The sequence below is a fragment of the Bradyrhizobium sp. 147 genome, from assembly GCF_023073935.1.
Taxonomy (GTDB): Bacteria; Pseudomonadota; Alphaproteobacteria; order Rhizobiales; family Xanthobacteraceae; genus Bradyrhizobium.
Map to the genome: position 1 here is coordinate 117,654 of NZ_JADPKL010000078.1, position 17,518 is coordinate 135,171.

16 protein-coding genes, 1 tRNA gene and 1 pseudogene are annotated in these 17,518 nt (G+C 63.9%); 6 read left to right on the top strand and 12 right to left on the bottom strand.

Features of this window, described 5'->3' with window-relative positions; genetic code table 11:
* Positions 1 to 58: 58 nt before the first annotated feature.
* Entirely contained in the window at positions 59 to 1,306 is a 1,248-nt protein-coding gene (locus IVA87_RS18945; protein WP_247334558.1) for a serine protease, read from the bottom strand.
* A 198-nt stretch (positions 1,307 to 1,504) separates the two neighbouring features.
* Here IVA87_RS18945 and IVA87_RS18950 point away from each other — a divergent pair, with 198 nt between their 5' ends.
* The 5 genes from IVA87_RS18950 (at position 1,505) to IVA87_RS18970 (ending at position 4,614) form a co-directional block, all read left to right on the top strand.
* The gene (locus IVA87_RS18950; protein WP_247303752.1) at positions 1,505 to 2,122 is read left to right on the top strand and encodes a hypothetical protein; all 618 of its coding nucleotides are present in this window, start codon (positions 1,505 to 1,507) and stop codon (positions 2,120 to 2,122) included.
* On the top strand, positions 2,109 to 2,483 hold the full coding sequence (locus IVA87_RS18955) for a transcriptional regulator (protein WP_247303750.1): 375 nt from the start codon (positions 2,109 to 2,111) through the stop codon (positions 2,481 to 2,483). The genes IVA87_RS18950 and IVA87_RS18955 overlap by 14 nt, the downstream gene beginning before the upstream one ends.
* A gap of 28 nt (positions 2,484 to 2,511) precedes the next feature.
* On the top strand, positions 2,512 to 3,252 hold the full coding sequence (locus IVA87_RS18960) for a di-trans,poly-cis-decaprenylcistransferase (RefSeq protein WP_247334561.1): 741 nt from the start codon (positions 2,512 to 2,514) through the stop codon (positions 3,250 to 3,252).
* Positions 3,253 to 3,416: 164 nt separating this feature from the next.
* Positions 3,417 to 4,103, top strand: coding sequence for a DNA-3-methyladenine glycosylase I (locus IVA87_RS18965; protein WP_247334563.1), 687 nt, complete (start codon positions 3,417 to 3,419; stop codon positions 4,101 to 4,103).
* Between the two features lie 217 nt (positions 4,104 to 4,320).
* Positions 4,321 to 4,614, top strand: coding sequence for a hypothetical protein (locus IVA87_RS18970; protein ID WP_018319488.1), 294 nt, complete (start codon positions 4,321 to 4,323; stop codon positions 4,612 to 4,614).
* Between the two features lie 57 nt (positions 4,615 to 4,671).
* Here the strand turns inward: IVA87_RS18970 and IVA87_RS35400 are convergent, their stop codons facing one another.
* The gene (locus tag IVA87_RS35400) at positions 4,672 to 5,172 is read right to left on the bottom strand and encodes an ATP-binding protein (RefSeq protein ID WP_346658368.1); all 501 of its coding nucleotides are present in this window, start codon (positions 5,170 to 5,172) and stop codon (positions 4,672 to 4,674) included.
* A pseudogene (locus IVA87_RS18975) lies at positions 5,094 to 5,402 on the bottom strand (DNA polymerase IV); the annotation flags it as partial. The pseudogene IVA87_RS18975 and the gene IVA87_RS35400, both read right to left, overlap by 79 nt.
* A 220-nt stretch (positions 5,403 to 5,622) precedes the next feature.
* On the opposite strand from IVA87_RS18975, the gene IVA87_RS18980 reads away from it, so the two are divergent.
* The gene (locus IVA87_RS18980; RefSeq protein ID WP_247303743.1) at positions 5,623 to 5,832 is read left to right on the top strand and encodes a hypothetical protein; all 210 of its coding nucleotides are present in this window, start codon (positions 5,623 to 5,625) and stop codon (positions 5,830 to 5,832) included.
* Positions 5,833 to 5,859: 27 nt separating this feature from the next.
* Here the strand turns inward: IVA87_RS18980 and IVA87_RS18985 are convergent.
* The 9 genes from IVA87_RS18985 to IVA87_RS19025 all read right to left on the bottom strand — a co-directional run bounded on the left by IVA87_RS18985 (position 5,860) and on the right by IVA87_RS19025 (position 17,193).
* Positions 5,860 to 5,936 (bottom strand) — tRNA-Arg (locus tag IVA87_RS18985).
* Between the two features lie 59 nt (positions 5,937 to 5,995).
* Positions 5,996 to 7,048, bottom strand: a complete 1,053-nt coding sequence (locus IVA87_RS18990) for a diguanylate cyclase (protein WP_247334565.1) — start codon at positions 7,046 to 7,048, stop codon at positions 5,996 to 5,998.
* Positions 7,048 to 10,158 carry an EAL domain-containing protein gene (locus IVA87_RS18995; protein ID WP_247334566.1) on the bottom strand — a complete coding sequence of 1,037 codons (3,111 nt, stop codon included), beginning with the start codon at positions 10,156 to 10,158 and terminating at the stop codon, positions 7,048 to 7,050. The genes IVA87_RS18990 and IVA87_RS18995 overlap by 1 nt, the downstream gene beginning before the upstream one ends.
* A gap of 135 nt (positions 10,159 to 10,293) precedes the next feature.
* Positions 10,294 to 11,379, bottom strand: a complete 1,086-nt coding sequence (locus IVA87_RS19000) for a branched-chain amino acid ABC transporter permease (RefSeq protein WP_247303737.1) — start codon at positions 11,377 to 11,379, stop codon at positions 10,294 to 10,296.
* Positions 11,376 to 12,386 (bottom strand): branched-chain amino acid ABC transporter permease, encoded by a 1,011-nt coding sequence (locus IVA87_RS19005; protein ID WP_247303736.1) that lies wholly within the window; start codon positions 12,384 to 12,386, stop codon positions 11,376 to 11,378. Before IVA87_RS19005 ends, IVA87_RS19000 begins: the two co-directional genes overlap by 4 nt.
* Entirely contained in the window at positions 12,383 to 13,105 is a 723-nt protein-coding gene (locus tag IVA87_RS19010) for an ABC transporter ATP-binding protein (protein WP_247303734.1), read from the bottom strand. The genes IVA87_RS19005 and IVA87_RS19010 overlap by 4 nt, the downstream gene beginning before the upstream one ends.
* On the bottom strand, positions 13,102 to 13,878 hold the full coding sequence (locus tag IVA87_RS19015) for an ABC transporter ATP-binding protein (RefSeq protein WP_247303732.1): 777 nt from the start codon (positions 13,876 to 13,878) through the stop codon (positions 13,102 to 13,104). Before IVA87_RS19015 ends, IVA87_RS19010 begins: the two co-directional genes overlap by 4 nt.
* A 171-nt stretch (positions 13,879 to 14,049) precedes the next feature.
* A complete protein-coding gene (locus IVA87_RS19020; protein WP_247334567.1) occupies positions 14,050 to 15,234 on the bottom strand; it encodes a substrate-binding domain-containing protein in 1,185 nt (394 codons plus the stop codon).
* Between the two features lie 225 nt (positions 15,235 to 15,459).
* Positions 15,460 to 17,193, bottom strand: coding sequence for an EAL domain-containing protein (locus tag IVA87_RS19025; protein ID WP_247303729.1), 1,734 nt, complete (start codon positions 17,191 to 17,193; stop codon positions 15,460 to 15,462).
* Between the last annotated feature and the right edge of the window lie 325 nt (positions 17,194 to 17,518).

The following is a 17,518-nucleotide window of genomic DNA, read 5'->3' on the forward strand; positions in this document are numbered from 1 at the left end:
TGTCGTCCTGGCCTTCGTCGGGACGATGCCGGCGTGTGGGACGCCGCCAGCCGCCGTTCTACCGCTTCGCGTCGGCCTGCTCGGTCGCATTGCACGAGATCAGCATCGTGTAGGCGCGGGCATTGCCGGCGATGTCGGTAGTCTTGAGCTCGCCCTTCGGCTCGGCGGTCTGGTACGGCACCACGGAATTGTCGAGGAAATCGCGTAGCGCGCCGGTCTTGATGGCGAAGTTGATGTTCTCGGGAATATCGCCGGTCGCAGCGGCGATGCGCAATCCGGGGATCTTGCCGGTGACCACGCCCACGATCTGGCCGGTGGTGTCGAACAACGGGCCGCCACTATTGCCGGGTTGCACGGGTGCACTGATTTGCAGAAAGCGCGTGTCATTGCGCATGCCGCTGAGCGAGCTCACGATACCGGTCGTCACGGTGAAGTCCGAGCTGAGCAATCCGTGGTAGGGAAAGCCGATCGCGACGACGGAATCGCCGGAGTGAAACGAGCGGTCGCGGATCCGGGCAAAGTCCTTGAATGCCGTCGTCGACGGCGCCTGAAGGAGAGCAAGATCATTGTTGGCGTCGGTCGAAACGACGCGCAGCACCATTGCGGCCTCGCCGGTGAGGTTGCCCCTGATGTCGCCGACGCAGCCATTGATCACGTGATTGTTGGTGACAACATGGCCGCCGGCGCTGACCACAAAGCCGGTGCCGCTCCTTGCCCTGGCAACTTTGCTTCCAGCCGGCGGAGACGCCTGCTTCTCCGCCGTGGCCGCCGGCTTGGCCGCACCCTTGGTGAAGTCGCCGGCCTTGTCGAGCCCGTCGGCCTTCACCTTGCTCACGCAATTGGCCAATGCCGCGATGACCGGCCCGGTCGATGTCAAATCGAAATTCAGTACGGCGCGGCCGGCTGTTGCCACCATAAGGCTCGCCTTTTGAAACGTACGCACGACATTGAGCGGCATGATGGCCGTGAGCATGTTGGACTGATACGCCGTAGCGTACAGCCTAGCTTGCTCCTGCCCGTCAAAGGTCACGTCGATCGCGGCGTTCTCGCCCTTGTTGAAGCGGTAACCGGGACTCGCAAAGGCGAGCGACCAGGTGCCGGCGGCGTTTTGGCTCACGACGAGGATCACGCCGTTCGCATAGGGCGTCGTTGCAGCGCAATGGGAGAAGCCGCCCGTTTGGTCATTGCTGAAGGCGCCGCCGATCCAGTTGCCGACGTTGACGGAGCCGAACGGTCCCGCCGCATGCGCGGCGCTGATGACACCCACTTGCAACAAAGACGCAACGACAAACGATTTAAGCCACATACCAGCCCCCGGGAATGCTTTGGCTGCATCTTAGCCGTGGCGGGATCAGCAACGCAACCGGCAGTTGCTCGCGCGGACAACATCTCCTTGCCGCGACATTCGGGCTTGCCTTTACTTTGCAGTGCCATATACTTTGTAATACAAAGTGGCGGGAATAATCCCGGGAAGCATGAGCGGAACGAGATTTTGGCATTGCCAATGCGCGATCTCGACAAGGCACTGGCCGATATCGTGGCGATCCGCAGCCAGATCGCGGCGGGCACCGCGTTCCGCGGCTACGGCCCGGCGACTATGGCGGCGACAGGTGCCGTCGCGCTCATCACCGCGATTCTGCAATTCTGGCTGCTTGGCGATCCCACCAGCCAGCCGCTCGCCTTCTTCATCGGCTGGTTCATTGCCGCCGCGCTCTCCGGCCTCCTGATCGGGATCGAGATGCGCGCGCGCTCGCGCCGCCATCATTCCGGTCTTGCCGATGCCATGATCCACCAGGCGGTCGAGCAGTTCCTGCCTGCAGGCGCTGCGGGCGTGCTGCTTGCGGTGGTGATGTGGAAGTTCGCGGCCGAAACGCTGTGGCTGTTGCCCGGCTTGTGGCAGATCCTGGTATCGCTCGGCATCTTCGCCTCCGTCCGCTCGCTGCCGCGCACCGTCGCGCTCGTTGGCGCCTGGTATTTCGTGTCCGGCTTTGCGGTGGTGGCGCTGGCGAGCCAGACCAAGATGCTGTCGCCATGGACCATGGGTCTGCCCTTCGTGATCGGGCAGTCGGTGATGGCCGCCATTCTGTATTTCGCATCCGGAGACCATGATGTCGAAGCCTGACAGCGCGCCCTTCTCCTATGAGGGGCTTGATCGCGTCATCCACGAGAAGGCGAGGCTCGGCCTGCTGACCTCGTTGATGGCGCACCCCAAGGGGCTGGCATTCGCCGACCTCAAGCAGCTCTGCGGCCTCACCGACGGCAATCTCAGCCGGCACATCGCCGTGCTCCAGGAGGCCGGCCTCGTCGAGGTGACCAAGGGTTATGAAGGCAATCGCCCGCACACGACTTGTCGTCTCACCAAGTCCGGCCGCCGCCGCTTCCTCGATTATCTCGCCGTGCTCGAACGCCTCGTGCGCGACGCCGCCAAGGCCGCCGGCCGCGAGGCGCCGCCGCTCGGCCGTCTCGGTTTCGCTTCGACTTGATCCTCTTTTTTTGACCGGAGACTTTGTAATGCAAAGTAAGCCTGTGTCCTGCGACGACAAGCTTCACGTCGGTATCATCATGGACGGAAATGGCAGATGGGCGACGCGGCGAGGCCTGTCGCGCGTGCGCGGCCACGAGGCCGGCGTCGAGACCATCCGCCGTATCGTCGAGGCCGCGCCCAAGCAGGGCATCGGCACGTTGACGCTCTACGCCTTTTCCACCGACAATTGGCGCAGGCCGAGGGCCGAGGTCGCCGCGCTGATGACGTTACTGCGCTTCTACCTTTCCAATGAAGTGCAGAGCCTGATCAAGAACGGCGTGCGCCTCACCGTGATCGGCCGCCGCGACCGTCTGCCCGACGGCATCGCCAGCGCGATCGCGCGTGCCGAAGAGGCGATCGCCCATGGCAGCACGCTGCATTTGCGCATCGCCGTCGACTATTCCGCGCGCGATGCCATCCTCAATGCCGCGGCGAAAGCAGCAGCGCTGACCAGCCTCACCCGCGAAGCGTTCTCGCAACTGGTCACCGGCGAGGCCAGCCTGCGCAACGTCGATCTCATCATCCGCACCTCGGGCGAGAAGCGGCTGTCGGATTTCCTGCTCTGGGAGGGCGCCTATGCCGAGCTGCACTTCACGGAGCGGATGTGGCCCGAATTCGACGCGGGCGATCTCGCCGAAGCGCTCGCTGCTTTCCACGGCCGCGAACGCCGCTTCGGCGGCCTCCAAGCGATCATGCCCGAGGAGGTGCCCGCGCTCTCGCGAGCGTGATGGAAACGCGCGCGCGATCGATCTTGGCCTGAGACGATCGCCGGCGGTGCCATGATCATCGCTGCGAGAGCACGCTGCGGCACGCATGGCGATCGGGTCGCGCAGGACTGGACCGGATCATCGAATTCTGATCTCGTGACGCACCCTCAACCGCTCTTGTCCGCATGACCTCCTTCAAGACCATTCGTGCCCGCGCCGAGAAACGCAAGGGCGGGCCCAAGGCGCTGGAGAAGTTGATGCCGGCAAGGCCAGACCTCAAGCGCCTGGCGAAGCTTGGCGACGACCGCATCCTCGCCGAGATGACCAGGCGGGTGTTCTGCGCCGGCTTTGCATGGAGCGTGATCGACTCGAAATGGGCCGGTTTCGAAGCCGCCTTCCTGCATTTCCAGCCGGCCAAGCTCAGCTTCCAGCCCGAGGATTATTGGGAAGGCCTGCTGCGCGATGCACGCATCGTACGCAGTGGCGCCAAGATCATGTCGGTGCGCGACAATGCCGCTTTCGTGCAGGAGATCGCGAAGGAGCACGGCAGCTTCGGCAAGTTTCTGGCGAAATGGCCATCGTCCGACGAGATCGGCCTGCTCGATCTCCTCACCAAGCGCGGCAGCCGGTTAGGAGGCAATACCGGCCAGATGCTGCTGCGCTTTGTTGGCTGGGACGGTTTTGTGACTTCCAAGGACGTTGTCGCCTGCCTGCGCGATGCAGGTCTCGACATTGCCGAAGAGGTCAGATCGAAGGGTGATCTCGCCAAGGTGCAGGCGCAATTCAACGCCTGGGCCGAGGAGACCGGCCTGCCCTACACCTATCTATCACGCATCTGCGCGCTGTCGGCCGGCGGGGACCGGAGCGAGTAGCGGGTTAGTAGAAGGTCGTCGGGTCGCTGGATCGTGTGCTTCCTGTGGCGATCTCGTGCCGCGAGCGCGGCAGACGCGGCGCGCGATCACGAAATACATTTCTCAGGAACATTTGTGCGCAGCACTTGTTCGGACGTTTGAGCCAGGCGCATCGAGGCAGGGAACGACCGCTCTGGCTCAGCTCAACGAAACCCGACGTGACAGAACGGAGCAGCTCATGAAGCTCACATCCGAACAGGTGAAGCAGACCGTCAACCAACTCGGCGCTCAGGTGCTGCCCGACGAGCATCCGGCCATGCCGCAGCTCAACAGCATGTTCGGCGAGCACACCTTCTTCGTCGACGAGATGGGCCTCAAGGTCCTCGAGCCCACACCGTCGCTCGGCGCCGACCGCCAGAGTGGCGAGGTCGTCAGCCTCGCCGATTGGGGCGATTCCGACCTGACCCGCCTCATGGCGCACGAGCCCGAGCCGACCGGCGTGATCGTGGTGTTCGAGCACGTGAGGCATTGATCGGCCCGAGCGGATCGACTTTCACGGGTGGCGGGATTTGAAAAAATTCCGTCACCATCAGTCCCGGACCCGCCTTGCTCTCGAGGCGCAAGCGCCCGTTGAGCGATGAGACAACCAGATTGAACGCGATGTGGAGCCCCAGGCCGGCGCTGCCACGCTGCCGGCTGACGTAACGAACGGATCGAAGATGTGAGCCTGCAATGGCTCGAGGATTCCGACGCCTTCATCGGCGCAGACCAGGCGAACTGACGTCGGGTCCGGTTGGCTAACCGTAATGACAAACCTGCCGCCTCTCTTGTCAGGGTACGCGTTCGAGGCATTGTTGAGAGCGAGATTGCTGATCACCTGAGCGAGCGCTCCGGGATAGCTGTTGAGCGTGATTCCGGCCTGGCATTGCACGTCGACCGTCAGGGCGTGGTGCGACAATAGTGGCCCGACGCCTCGTCGAGCGACAACGGCTCGATGATGGGCGTGTGTTAGGCAAAGATGTCGCGGATTTGCCTGCTGATTGCCTTGTAGACCTCGAAGCGCGGCTTGACAAAGATCAGATCGGGGCACTGCCGCTTCGCAGTCACGGATGGCATGGCAGAGCGAACACCGAACTTGCGGGCTTCATAGCTGGCGGCCGCGACGACGCCGCGTTCCGCAGAGCCTCCGACTGCGACCGGCTTTCCGCGCAGGTCCGGACTATCGCGCTGCTCCACGGACGCATAGAAAGCATCCATGTCGATATGGATGATCTTGCGGACGGGCGAGGCTTCGCCGGTCATCGTGTCGGATCCGGTCATGGAAGGATAATACAATTGAGAGAAGCGAAGCGCGAGGTGAGGGACGTTTCAGTTGTCGCTCTTCGTCACCACCGTGTTCGGCATCGTCTGGCTGAACTCAGCCGTATGGCCCGACGCTGCGCGACGCTCTGGAATGTATCGGATCATCAACGGGCAATCTCAGGCTTGTGAGTGGCGAGCGCGGGCCTGCAATCTAATATAAGCCGGCGGAGGACAGCCAATGCAATACAGCTCCGAGCTCATTCAGACGATGCGGCAGGCGCTGGAGGCCGTGATGGCGAGCGTACCGGCCGATCAGTCGGTGTTCGGCCTCAAAGCGGCCGTAGCGGAATACGTCTTGAAGGCTGCGGCACACGGTCAGACGTCATATGACGGGCTGGTCTCGTCCGCCTCCGACCAGATCCAGACGATCGTCTCGATGCTGACCTAAGCGCCGGCATGAAAACGGCGACAAGGCTGGCGCACCCGACACGATTCGAACGTGTGACCTTTGCCTTCGGAGGGCAACGCTCTATCCAGCTGAGCTACGGGTGCAGTGAGCTTCATGTAGCCGATTGGGGAGGGGCGGGCAACCGCTTCTCACCGGCTCGCGATTAAGCCGATTTGCGCCGGACCGGCGCCGGAACCGGCTCGTCCTCCCGGCCAAGGTCGGCGAATTCGGCGAGCAGCCGTTCCGCGCAGATGACGCGGTTGCGGCCGAGCCGCTTGGCCGCATAGAGCGCCTGATCGGCGGCGCCGAGCAGCCGGTCCGGCCCGCCATCGGCTTCGCCGGGAATGTGGCTGGCGACGCCGACGCTGAGGGTGACGTGGTCGCTGGCGCCAGTGGCGCCATGGGCGATCCGCAAGCCCGTGACAGCGCAGCGGATCTCGTCGGCGACGGCGCAGGCGGCGTCGCAAGTCGTGTCCGGCAGGATCAGCGCGAACTCCTCGCCGCCATAGCGGCTGGCGAGATCGAGCGGCCGCACGGCGTGCCGGCTGACGGAAGCGGCGACCGCGCGCAGGCATTCATCGCCGGCCTGGTGGCCGTGGCGGTCGTTGAACAGCTTGAAATGGTCGACGTCGACGAACAGCACTGCCAGCGGCTTCTGCGTGCGCTGGGCGCGGGCCCATTCGCTCATCAGCATCTGGTCGAAGGAGCGGCGGTTCGACAGGCCGGTCAGCCCATCCTTGGTGGCGAGCTCCTTCAGCGCCATCTCGGCGCGCTTCTGGTCGGTGAGGTCGCGCAGCGTTTCCACCACCGCGATCAGTTGGCCGGCCTCGTCGTGGATCGGGCCGGCGTCGATGGCGAGATAGAGCTGGCTGCCTAGCTTCGGCATCACGCACCAGTTCTCCGCGGAAAAGCCGAGGCCGTTATGACCGCGCGCCGCATATTCCGAATAGAACTCGGGCAGCTGCTCCGGCCGGTCGAGCGCGACCAGGTCGGCGAGACAGGGGCGCTTGGTCTCGTAGGAGGCCTGCCAGTGCTTATTGGTGCCGATCACCTCCGAGGCGGCGACGCCGGTCAGCCGCTCGCATGCACGATTCCAGATCACGACGCGGCGCTTCGGATCGATCACGAAAGTCGGCACCACCAGATGCTGCATCAGCCGCACTGCGTAGGAGTCCGCGACGTCGACGATCTTGGAAGGACTCTTTGACTTGGTCATCACGCCACCGCCGCCACCGGCGCGGCATCGCCCGTGCGAAACAGCTTTCGCACCTCGCTGGCCGGCTTCGGCGCGCTGAAAAGATAGCCCTGCATCTCCGTGCAGCCGAGCTTGCGCAGCATCTCGCGCTGGGCCTCGGTCTCCACGCCTTCGGCGACCGTGGTCATGCTGCTGGCGGCGGCGATGTTCACCACGGCCTGCACGATCACCGGCGCGCCGTTCGTCTCGGCAATGTCGGCGACGAAGCAGCGATCGATCTTGATCTTGTCGAACGGGAAGCGCTTCAGATAGCTCAGCGAGGAATAGCCGGTGCCGAAATCGTCGAGCGCGATGCGCACGCCGATGGCGCGGAGCTGGTGCAGGATCGAGAGCGCCGCCTCGTCGTCGCGGATCAGCACGGCCTCGGTGATCTCGAGCTCGAGCCGGCGCGGGTCGAGCCCGGAGGCGGCGAGCGCGCCGGCGATCCGCAACGCCAGCGTGTCGCATTTGAGCTGCACCGGCGAGACGTTGACCGCAACCCGCACATGCGCCGGCCAGGTCGCGGCCTCGTTGCAGGCCATGCGCAGCACCCAGTCGCCGAGCTCGTTGATCAGGCCGGTGTCCTCGGCGATTGGAATGAACTCGGCAGGCGACACCATGCCGCGCTCGGGATGGCGCCAGCGCAGCAACGCTTCGCAGCCGGAGACTTCGCCCGAGCGTAGATCGACCAGCGGCTGGTAGTGAATCTCGAAGCCGCCGTTCACCAGGGCCTGGCGCAGATCCTGCTCCATGGTCAGACGCGCCTTGGCGCTGGCGTCCATCTCCGGCTCGAAGAAGCGGTGGGTGCGACGTCCTTCGGCCTTGGCGCCGTACATCGCGAGGTCGGCATTCTTGATGAGCTGATCGAGATCGGAGCCGTCCTGCGGTGCCAGCGCGATCCCGATGCTCGCGTCGGTGGAGAGCTGATGGCCGAGACAGTGATAGGGCTGCCGGATCGCTTCGTAGATCCGCGTCACGAACGACACCACGTCGGCGGAGGACTGGATCCCGGTCTGGATGACCGCGAATTCGTCGCCGCCGAGCCGCGCGATCAGGTCGCCCTGCTTCAGGCAGCCGCGTAGACGGCCCGCGATTGCCTTCAACAGCTCGTCGCCGACATGGTGGCCGAGCGAATCGTTGATGCCTTTGAACTCGTCGACGTCGATGTAGAGCAGCGCGAACTGCCCGCCGCCGGCGACCTCCGCCAGCTCGCGTTCGATCTGCTCGCGAAACAGCGTGCGGTTCGGTAGATCAGTCAGCGCATCGTAATGCGCCATGTGCGCGATCTTCTCGTCGGCGCGACGCCGCTCGGTGACATCATCGATGACATGAATGAGATAGCGCGGCTCGCCGGCTTCGTCATGGATGCCGATCCGGGTCGAAGTGATGTAGCGAAGCCCCATGCCTGGCATCTGCCAGGGATGTTCGTCCTTGAACAATCCCTTGGCCGATTTCAGCGCGCTGCTGTCGTCTTCGGTGATACGGGCGGCCGGCGCCTCAGGGAAGATGTCGAAAGCGGTCTTGCCGACGACATCCTGGCGAGACTGGCCGAACAATTGTTCGGCGACGCCATTGAGCAGCAGATATTGCCGCGTGCGCGCATCCTTCACCGTGATCTGCGAGGGAATGTGGTCGATGATCTCGCGCAGGAAGGTGTGGTTGCGGTCGCGCTCCTGCTCCAGGTTGCGACGCTCGGTAATGTCTTCGATCGTGGCAACCCATCCGCCTTGCGCCAGTGGCGTGTTGATGACCTGGAATGCGCGGCCGTTGGCTAGCTGATGAGTTCGCGTGGAGACCGTGCCTTCCGCCGCGATCCGCATGACCTCGGCGCAAAATTCCTCGACATTGCCATCGAACGCGCCGCGCTCCTTGCGGTGATACATCGCCTCGCGGATGTGGCAGCCGGGTTTGATGACGTCGTGCGAGAGACCGAACATGTCCGCGTAGCGGCGGTTGCAAATGACGACATATCCGGCGGCATCGTACAGGATCAACCCCTGCGACATGTTGTTGAGGGCGGTGTCAAGCCGCTGCCGCTCCAATTCGATTCGCTCCTGGGCCTCGCGGTTCTGCCGGTTGATCTGCCGGATGATCAGATACAGGATCAGCGCGATCATAACGGCCGAAAGCATCGCCGTCGTAACCATGAAACCGGTCTGCTGCCGCCAGTCGGCAAGCGCAGCCGACATCGTATTGGTGGCGACGATGACCAGGGGAAAATGGTTGAGGGACGCGGCCGAGCCCAGCCGCTCCTCGCCGTCGATCGGACTCCTGACGCGAAGCGTGTGCTGACCGCCGTTGGTCAGCGCCTTCCGCATCAGCGGGGCATCCTTGAAGCTCCGTCCGATCAATTCTTCGACGTGCGGATAGCGCGCCAGCATCTTGCCTTCGCGATCGAACAGCGAGATCGCCGTGCCCTCGGCAAGCGCGACAGATGCAAAATATTGCCGGTAGCTGTCGGGATCAATTCGCCGGACCATCGCGCCGAGGAAGGCACCGTCGGCGCCGTTCAGCCGCCGCGCGACGACCGTGGTCCATTTGCCGATGATGTAGCTGCGGACGGATTCCAGGATGACCGGCTCGGCCTTGGGATCGGATTTGAACGACTGGAAGTAAGCGCGAGAAGAGATGTTGATCTTCGGCAGCGGCTGGGCCCGCGACCAGTTGATCAGCTCGCCGTCGGCGTCGTAGATCGCGATGTCGCCAAGATAGGACACCGAACTGATCTTGCTGCGTAGCATCTGGTTGGTCGCGAGCCCGGACATGTGCTCGCGGAACATCGCGGGCGAGCTGATCTCCGGCAGGTTCATCTGCGCGATCACATCGGTGGCGACGACGTCGGAATCCTCGAATTGCTGATCGAAGTGCCGAGCGATCAGCTGCACCGTGTTTTCCAGCTCGCGTTCGCGGTTGGCCAGGGTTCGCTCGCGAAACTCGCCGACGGCCATGGCGGTCACGGTGAAGATGCCCGCGACCAGCAGCACGCCGCACAGGGTCAGCCACAGCACTGGCCCGCGCCGAATGGCCGCCCTCCAGCCGTTGCTCACGGCCTGCGACATTCGGGCAACGATCGTTGCAAATACCTGGCGCATTCCCCCTCCCGCAAGAGCAGGGATACACGACACAAATGGCCTAAAGCTTAGGAAAGCCAGTTACCTGAGCATTAATGCCGTCGCGCGATCACGGCTGTGCGCAGCGAACCGCTGCGCTGCATCACTAACAGCGGCTTAATGCGAGGCGCTGCCGCTCTTGGCGCTGCCGGCGTTGCGCAGCCGTCCGACCACGCCGGTCGGGAAGAAGTACACGCTGGCGATGAACAGCAGCCCGAGCCACAGCAGCCAGCGGTCGGGATGCAACAGCCCCGGCAGCAGCGGCAGCCCGGCTTCCGACGCCGCCTTGGACGCGAGGCCCATCAGCGACTGCAAATAGTTCTGCGCGAGGATGAAGATGGCAGCCCCGATGATCGCGCCGTAGATCGTGCCCATGCCGCCGATCACGACCATCAGCAGGATGTCCAGCATGATGGAGAAGCTGAGGGAGGTGTCGGGCCCGGCATAGCGCAGCCACAGCGCATTCAAGATGCCGGCGCTCGCGGCGACCGATGCGGCGATGCAGTTGGCGTAGGTCAGGTGGAAGACGGTGCGGAAGCCCAGCGCCTCGGCGCGAAAACGGTTCTCGCGGATGGCCTGGAGCACGCGTCCGAACGGTGAGTTCACCACCCGCAGCAAAGCGAGGATCATCAGGGCGGAGATGGCGAATACCAGGTAGTAGGTGAGGATGCGGCCGTTGATCTCGAAGCCGAACAGGTTCTTGGAGACCAGCACCGTGCCGGGTCGCAGCAGCTCGGGCAGCTGAAAACTGCGCCCATCCTCGCCGCCGGTCAGCCAGGACAGCTGCGAGGCCAGCACCTGGAAGGCGGAGGCGACCGCGAGCGTGATCATGGCAAAGAAGATCGCGGCCACCCGCAGCGAGAACAGCCCGATCGCGAGCGCCAGCAGGGCCGCGAGCGGCAGGCCGATGACGATGCCGGTTGCGACCGCGGCCCAGTTCGGGCCCATCCCGTACAGCGCGATCGCGATCGCGTAGCTGCCGATGCCGTAGAACATGGTGTGGGCGAACGACACCGAGCCGGTATAGCCGAGCAACAGATCGTAGGATGCGACAAGGGCGGCGAAGACGCAGATCTTGGCTGCGACGTTGAGCGCCTTGGCGCCTGGGAACAGGAATGGCGTCGCCGCCAGCGCCAGGATGATGAGGACGAGAACAAGCGTGAGAACACGGCTGCGCGGCGGGTCGCCTGAGAGAATCATCATCGGCTGGTCACCGCATAGAGGCCGCGCGGCCGCCACATCAGAATGGCGACCATCAGCAGGATGTTGGAGACGAGGGCGAGCTTCGGCACCAGGAAGCCGCCGTAATTGGCAACCATGGCCACGAGGATGGCGCCGATGAAGCAGCCGCCGATCGACCCGAGCCCGCCGATGATGACGACGATGAAGATCAGCACGGTGAGCTCGTCGCTCATGGAGGCATGGACCTGCTCGCGATAGAGCGCCCACATCACGCCGCCGAGGCCCGCGAGCGCCGATCCCGTCATGAACACGCCCAGGAACAGGCGGCGGATACGATAGCCGAGCGCCTCGACCATCTCGCGGTTCTCGACGCCGGCGCGGATCAGGAGGCCAAGCTTGGTGCGGTTGAGCACGAGCTGGATCGCGATGAAGACGGCGAGGCCGATCAGCATCGCCAGCACGCGGTATTTGGCGATCGCGACTTCGCCGAGAATGAAGGAGCCGCGCAGCGAGGTGGGCAGCGGCATCGGGATGATCTGCGGTCCCCACAGCGCATACAGCGTCTGCTCGGCGACGATCAGGCCGCCGGTCGTCATCAGGATCTGCTTCAGATGCTGGCCATAAACAGGAAGGATCAGCACGCGCTCGACGACCAGGCCGAGCGCGCCGGACACCGCCATCGACAGCAGCGCTGCCGGCGCCAGCACCGCGAGGTTCACCCACAGCGAATCGGCCTGGATCGAGGCTGCAAACGGCGCCAGCACCAGGGTCGCGACGTAGGCGCCGACCGCGATGAAGGCGCCGTGGCCGAAATTGAGCACGTCCATCAGGCCGAACACCAGGGTCAGACCGGAAGCCATGATGAAGATCATCATGCCCATGGCGAGGCTGGCGGCGGTCAAGGTCAGCCAGGTGCTGGGCGAGCCGATCAGCGGGATCATGACAAGCGCGAGCGCGACCGGCAGCAGGATCGGTGCGATGTCGCGCTTCGGCTTCGGCAGCGGATCATTTGCGGCGAGGTCAGTCACTGATGCGCCTCCAGGCTCAGGCCGAGCAGTCGCTCTTGCAGCGGCATGTCGGCGGCCAGCGCCGCCATCTCGCCGCGATGGACGATGGTACCGTTGTCCATCACCAGCACGTTGTCGCCGAGCTCGCGGGCGGCAAAGAAATTCTGTTCGACCAGCAGGATCGTCGCGCCCCTGCGCTTGATCTCCTTGAGGCACTCGATCAGCGCCATGACGATGGCAGGCGCGAGGCCCTTGGTCGGCTCGTCAATCAAGAGTAGCTTGCGCGGCTCGACGATGGCCCTTGCGATCGACAACATCTGCTTCTGCCCGCCCGAGAGGCTTCCCGCACGCGACAGCCAGAACCGGCGCAGCGCCGGGAAGAAACCAAAGATCCAGTCGAGTTGGGCATCGTCCAACGGACCATCGCGCGCCGCCAGAACCAAGTTCTCTTTCACCGTGAGGTCGGAAAACACGGCCATGCTCTCAGGCACGTAGCCGACGCCGAGCCGCGCGATGTCGGGCGTGGCGCGGCTCTCGATCCGCTCCCCGGCGAAGCTGATCTCGCCGTGCGAGGCCCGCCAGAGCCCCATGATGGTGCGCAGCGTCGTGGTCTTGCCGGCGCCATTGCGGCCGAGCAGCATCGTGGTCTGCCCCTGCGGAACCGCGAGATCGATGCCCTGGAGAATGTGATAGCGGCCGATATGGGTGTGCACGCCGGAGAGTCTTAAAAGGTCGGTCATGCTGCACTCCCTGCAGCCGTCTTGGGCGCCACGCCGAGATAGGCCTCCTGCACGATCGGCGAGGCGATCACTTCGGCAGGCCTGCCGTCGGCGACGAGCTGGCCGTTATGCAGCACGATGATGCGGTCGGCGAGCGAGCGCACCACGTCCATCTTGTGCTCGACGAGCAGGATGATCTTGTTTCGGTCCTGTTTGAGCTGCGCGATCAGGTTCAGGACGACGGGCACCTCGTCGATGCTCATGCCGGCGGTCGGCTCGTCGAACATGAAGACCTCAGGCTCCAGCGCCATCATCAGCGCCACCTCGAGTTTGCGCTGGTCGCCATGCGACAGGGCGGTCGCGGCGACCCCGCGCCGGCTGCCGAGCGCGACCTGGTCGAGGATGCTGTCTGCGCGGGTGATCAGGTCGCGGCGGACCATCCAGGGCCGCAGCATGTCGTAATGGGTGCCGTTCGAAGCCTGCACCGCGAGGCGGACGTTCTCCTCCACCGTGAGGTTCGGGAAGAGATTCGTGAGCTGGAAGGCACGCCCAAGGCCTGCGCGCGTCCGCATCGGGGCGGACTGCCCCGTGATATCGATGCCGTCGAACAGGATGCTGCCGCTGGATGCGCGCAGCTGACCCGAGATCAAATTGAAATAGGTGGTCTTGCCGGCGCCGTTCGGCCCGACGATCGCGGTGAGCTCGCCCGGGCGGAACGTGCAGGTGACGTTGTTGACCGCGACATGGCCGCCGAAGCGGATGGTGAGGTCGCGAGTTTCGAGGGTCAGCGGCATTGGAGTCCGGCGAATGATGGGAACGGAGATATATCCGCGATCACGCTGCGCTCCCTCCCCCGCTTGCGGGGGAGGACTGGGGAGAGGGCTGTTTCGACAATCGAGAATCCCTAACAGGAAAAACCCTCTCCCGGCCTCTCCGGCAAGCGGGAGAGGTGAAGCACCACCGCCCTACCGCTTGTTGCGGACCGGCACGTCCATGTCATCGATCTTCAGCTCGCGCACCGGCTCGAGCACGGCCCAGGCGACGTTCGGATCGACCTTGACCTTGAAGTGATACATGCTCTGGAGCGCTTGATGGTCCTCTTTGCGGAACACCATCTTGCCCTTCGGCGTGTCGAACTCCAGGCCTTCCATTGCCGTGATCAGCTTCTCGGTGTCGGTCGACTTCGCCTTGGTGACGGCGGCGACGACGGACATCGCGGCGGCAAAGCCGCCAGCGGTGAAGAAGTCCGGCGGCGCTTTGAAGCGCTTCTGGTGCTCGGCGAGCAGCCAGTCGTTCACCGGGTTCTTCGGGATCTCGTAGAAATAGTAGGTCGCGCCTTCCATGCCGGGCAGGCCCTTATAGGCCGCGAGCGCCGGCAGGATGTTGCCGCCGGTCGACAGCTCGATGCCGTAGCGCTTGGGATCCATGTCCTGGAGCTTGGCCAGCGGATTGCCCGCGCCGGCCCAGATCACCCAGATCACCTTGCGGCCCGGCTTGTCCTTCAGCGCGTCGAACAGGCGCTGGCCGACGGCGGTGAAGTCGGTGGTCGAGGTGGGCGCGTATTCCTCGGCGGCGAGCGTCGCGCCGGTCTTGGCGAGCGCCTCCTTGAAGGCGGCGACGCCGTCACGGCCGAAGGCGTAGTCCTGCGCCAACGTCGCGACTGTGACGCCCTGCTTGCCGATGGCGACGGCGTTGGAGATCGCGTCCTGCGAGGAGTTGCGCGCGGTGCGGAAGATGTAGCGATTCCACTTCTCGCCGGTAATCTGATCCGCGACCGCGGGCTCGACGATCAGGATCTTCTTGTTCTCCTCGGCCACGGGAAGGATGGCGAGCGCCGCGGCCGATGAGGTCGTGCCGATCGCGATGTCGGCCTTGTCGTCCTGATAGGCTTCCGCGAGCGCGGCCTTGGCGAGATCGGGCTTGCCCTGGTCATCCTTGGTGATGACGACGATCTTGCGGCCGTCGAGCGTCATGGTGCCCTTGGTGGCGTATTCAAAGCCCATTTGCAGACCGGTCTCGGTCTGCTTGGCATAGGCCTCGAGCGGACCGGTCTTGCCGTAGATCAGCGCGATCTTGAGATCGTCGGCCCGTGCGGACGCGCCCGCGGCGAGCGCGAGGACGGCTGTTGCTATGATAAATGATCGACGCACGATATTCCCTCCTGATTTAAAGCTTCTGGCAACAGCGATTTGCACACGCCGAGAAACTTTGCAATTCCACCTTACGGTGGTCTGGCGCGTGAGACCATGTGTGAGAGCGACTTGATCGCCGGTTGCGGCCTGCCCAGGAAATCGGCAGAGCAGATCTTACAAGTGCGCCGCGATCATCTCGGGATCGGGTTACCGGGTTTTGAATCTACCGCCTGAAAGCAGTCCTTATCGCCGGTACCCGCTCGCCCGCGAATAGCCTTGGCGGTTCTGCTGCGTCGGGCGGCTCACCATGTTGACCCGCGCTTCGCTGGAGATTGGCGTTACGAGCTTCAGCTCCTCCAGGAAGATCGGCCGGGAGAAGTAATAGCCCTGCGCGTAGCGGATCTTGGTCGCGGCCTGGAGATAGGCCAGCTCCTCGTAGGATTCGAGGCCTTCGGCAATCACGGTCATGCCGAGCGCTTCGCTCAAGGATTCGATCGCGCGCAAAATGCCCTGGCTGCGCGGACGCTTATGGATGTCAGTGATGAAGGAGCGATCGATCTTGATCTCGTCGGCGGTGATGTCGGCGAGCGCCGAGAGGGAGGAATAGCCGATGCCGAAATCGTCGATCGAGATGCCGACGCCGAGCTTGCGAAACATCGGCAGGATTTCGGCCTGGAAATGATTCTTGGCGACAAAGGCGTCTTCCGTTACTTCGATCATGAAGCGGCTGGGAAAGCCGGTGTCGTCCAGCGCTTGCGCGAAGCTGCGCATGAACTCGGGGTTGCCGGCCTGCTTGGCGGCGACGTTGATGCTGATGGTTGCTTCTGCGCCGAAGGTCTCGTTGATCAGGTCGATCGACTTGACGATCTCGGCCAGCACGAGATGGGTCAGCTCGTCGATCAGTCCGAGCTCGCTGGCGAGATTGATGAACGAGCCGGGCGCCTGGATCACGCCTTCGTCGTCACGCAGGCGCACCAGGGCCTCGATGCCCGTCACGGCCTGCGTCCTGATGTCGACCTTGGATTGGAATGCGCAGCAGAAGCGCTTCTCCAGGATGGCAAGTCGCAGCGACTGCTCGACCTTCATCCGCGCCAGCGCCTCTCGCTCCATGCTGGAATCGAAGAAAGCCGCCGACCCCTTGCCTTCGTTCTTGACGCGGTACATCGCGATGTCGGCGTTCTGGCGCAGGGTTTCGAAGCTGCGTCCGTGATCGGGGTAGAGGCTGATGCCGACCGAGGTGGAGGCGAAGACTTCCGAAGTGTCGATGAAGAACGGCGCGGTGAGCCGCTCCAGGGTCGATTGCATGAATTCGGCGACTTCCTCCTGGCTCTGGATCGGCGACAGCAGCAGGAGGAATTCGTCGCCAGAGATGCGCGAGAGCATGTCGGAATCGCGCAAGTCGCGTCCGAGCCGCTTCGACAGCTCGACCAGCAGCGCATCGCCGACGGCGTGGCCGTAATAGTCGTTGATGTGCTTGAAATTGTCGACGTCGAGAAAGGCCAGCGCAAACCGCTCGCCGCCATCGCGCGCGAGCAGGCCGTTGGCGTGATGCTCGATCACGCGCCGCGAGGGCAGCCCGGTCAGCTCGTCGAAATAGGCCGAGCGGAACAGTTGGTCCTCGAAGTTCTTCTGCTCGGTGATGTCGGAGGAGGCCGAGATCAGGAGCTCGCGTCCGGCGAGGCGGACGGGACGATGGGTCGTGAGCAGCACCTGGCGCGCGGCGCCGTTGTGAATGGCTTCTTCGATGACGACTGCCTGGCCGGCGCTCAGCGCCTGCCGACAGGCTTCGCGGCGCGGCGACAGATCGGGCGAGGGACGGCTGCCGTCCATGCCGAGCTGGGCAGCCGCGGCGTCGTTAACCAGCAGCAGCTCGCCGTGCGCGTCCTGCACGGTCAGGCCGGCCGGCAGCATTCTAACGATTTCCTTGAGAAATCCGAGCTCGGCTTCGCTCGCGCCAGAATATCTATTGTCGTTCATAGAAGTCATGAATCTTGTTGTTTCAGCGCGCTTTTGCAATGGGCGCGATCTTGCGCGGTTCCCTCTTAGGTTTGGTTAAGGGGTCAGAAGAAATACGGGGGTGTTTTGGCCGAAACTTGCGACGATGCGACGCGCGATGTCGATCGTCATTAACAGAGCGTCAATGCGCCCAGGGAAACTGCAAGCAGAGTGCGCGATCCACTTTCGCTTGTATCGAACCGGATCGCGATGAGCTTTGGCTGAACCGATGCGAGCCTCGGGCTCGATCACCTCTCCCGTAGGGAGAGGTCGGATCGCATCGCAAGATGCGATCCGGGTGAGGGGT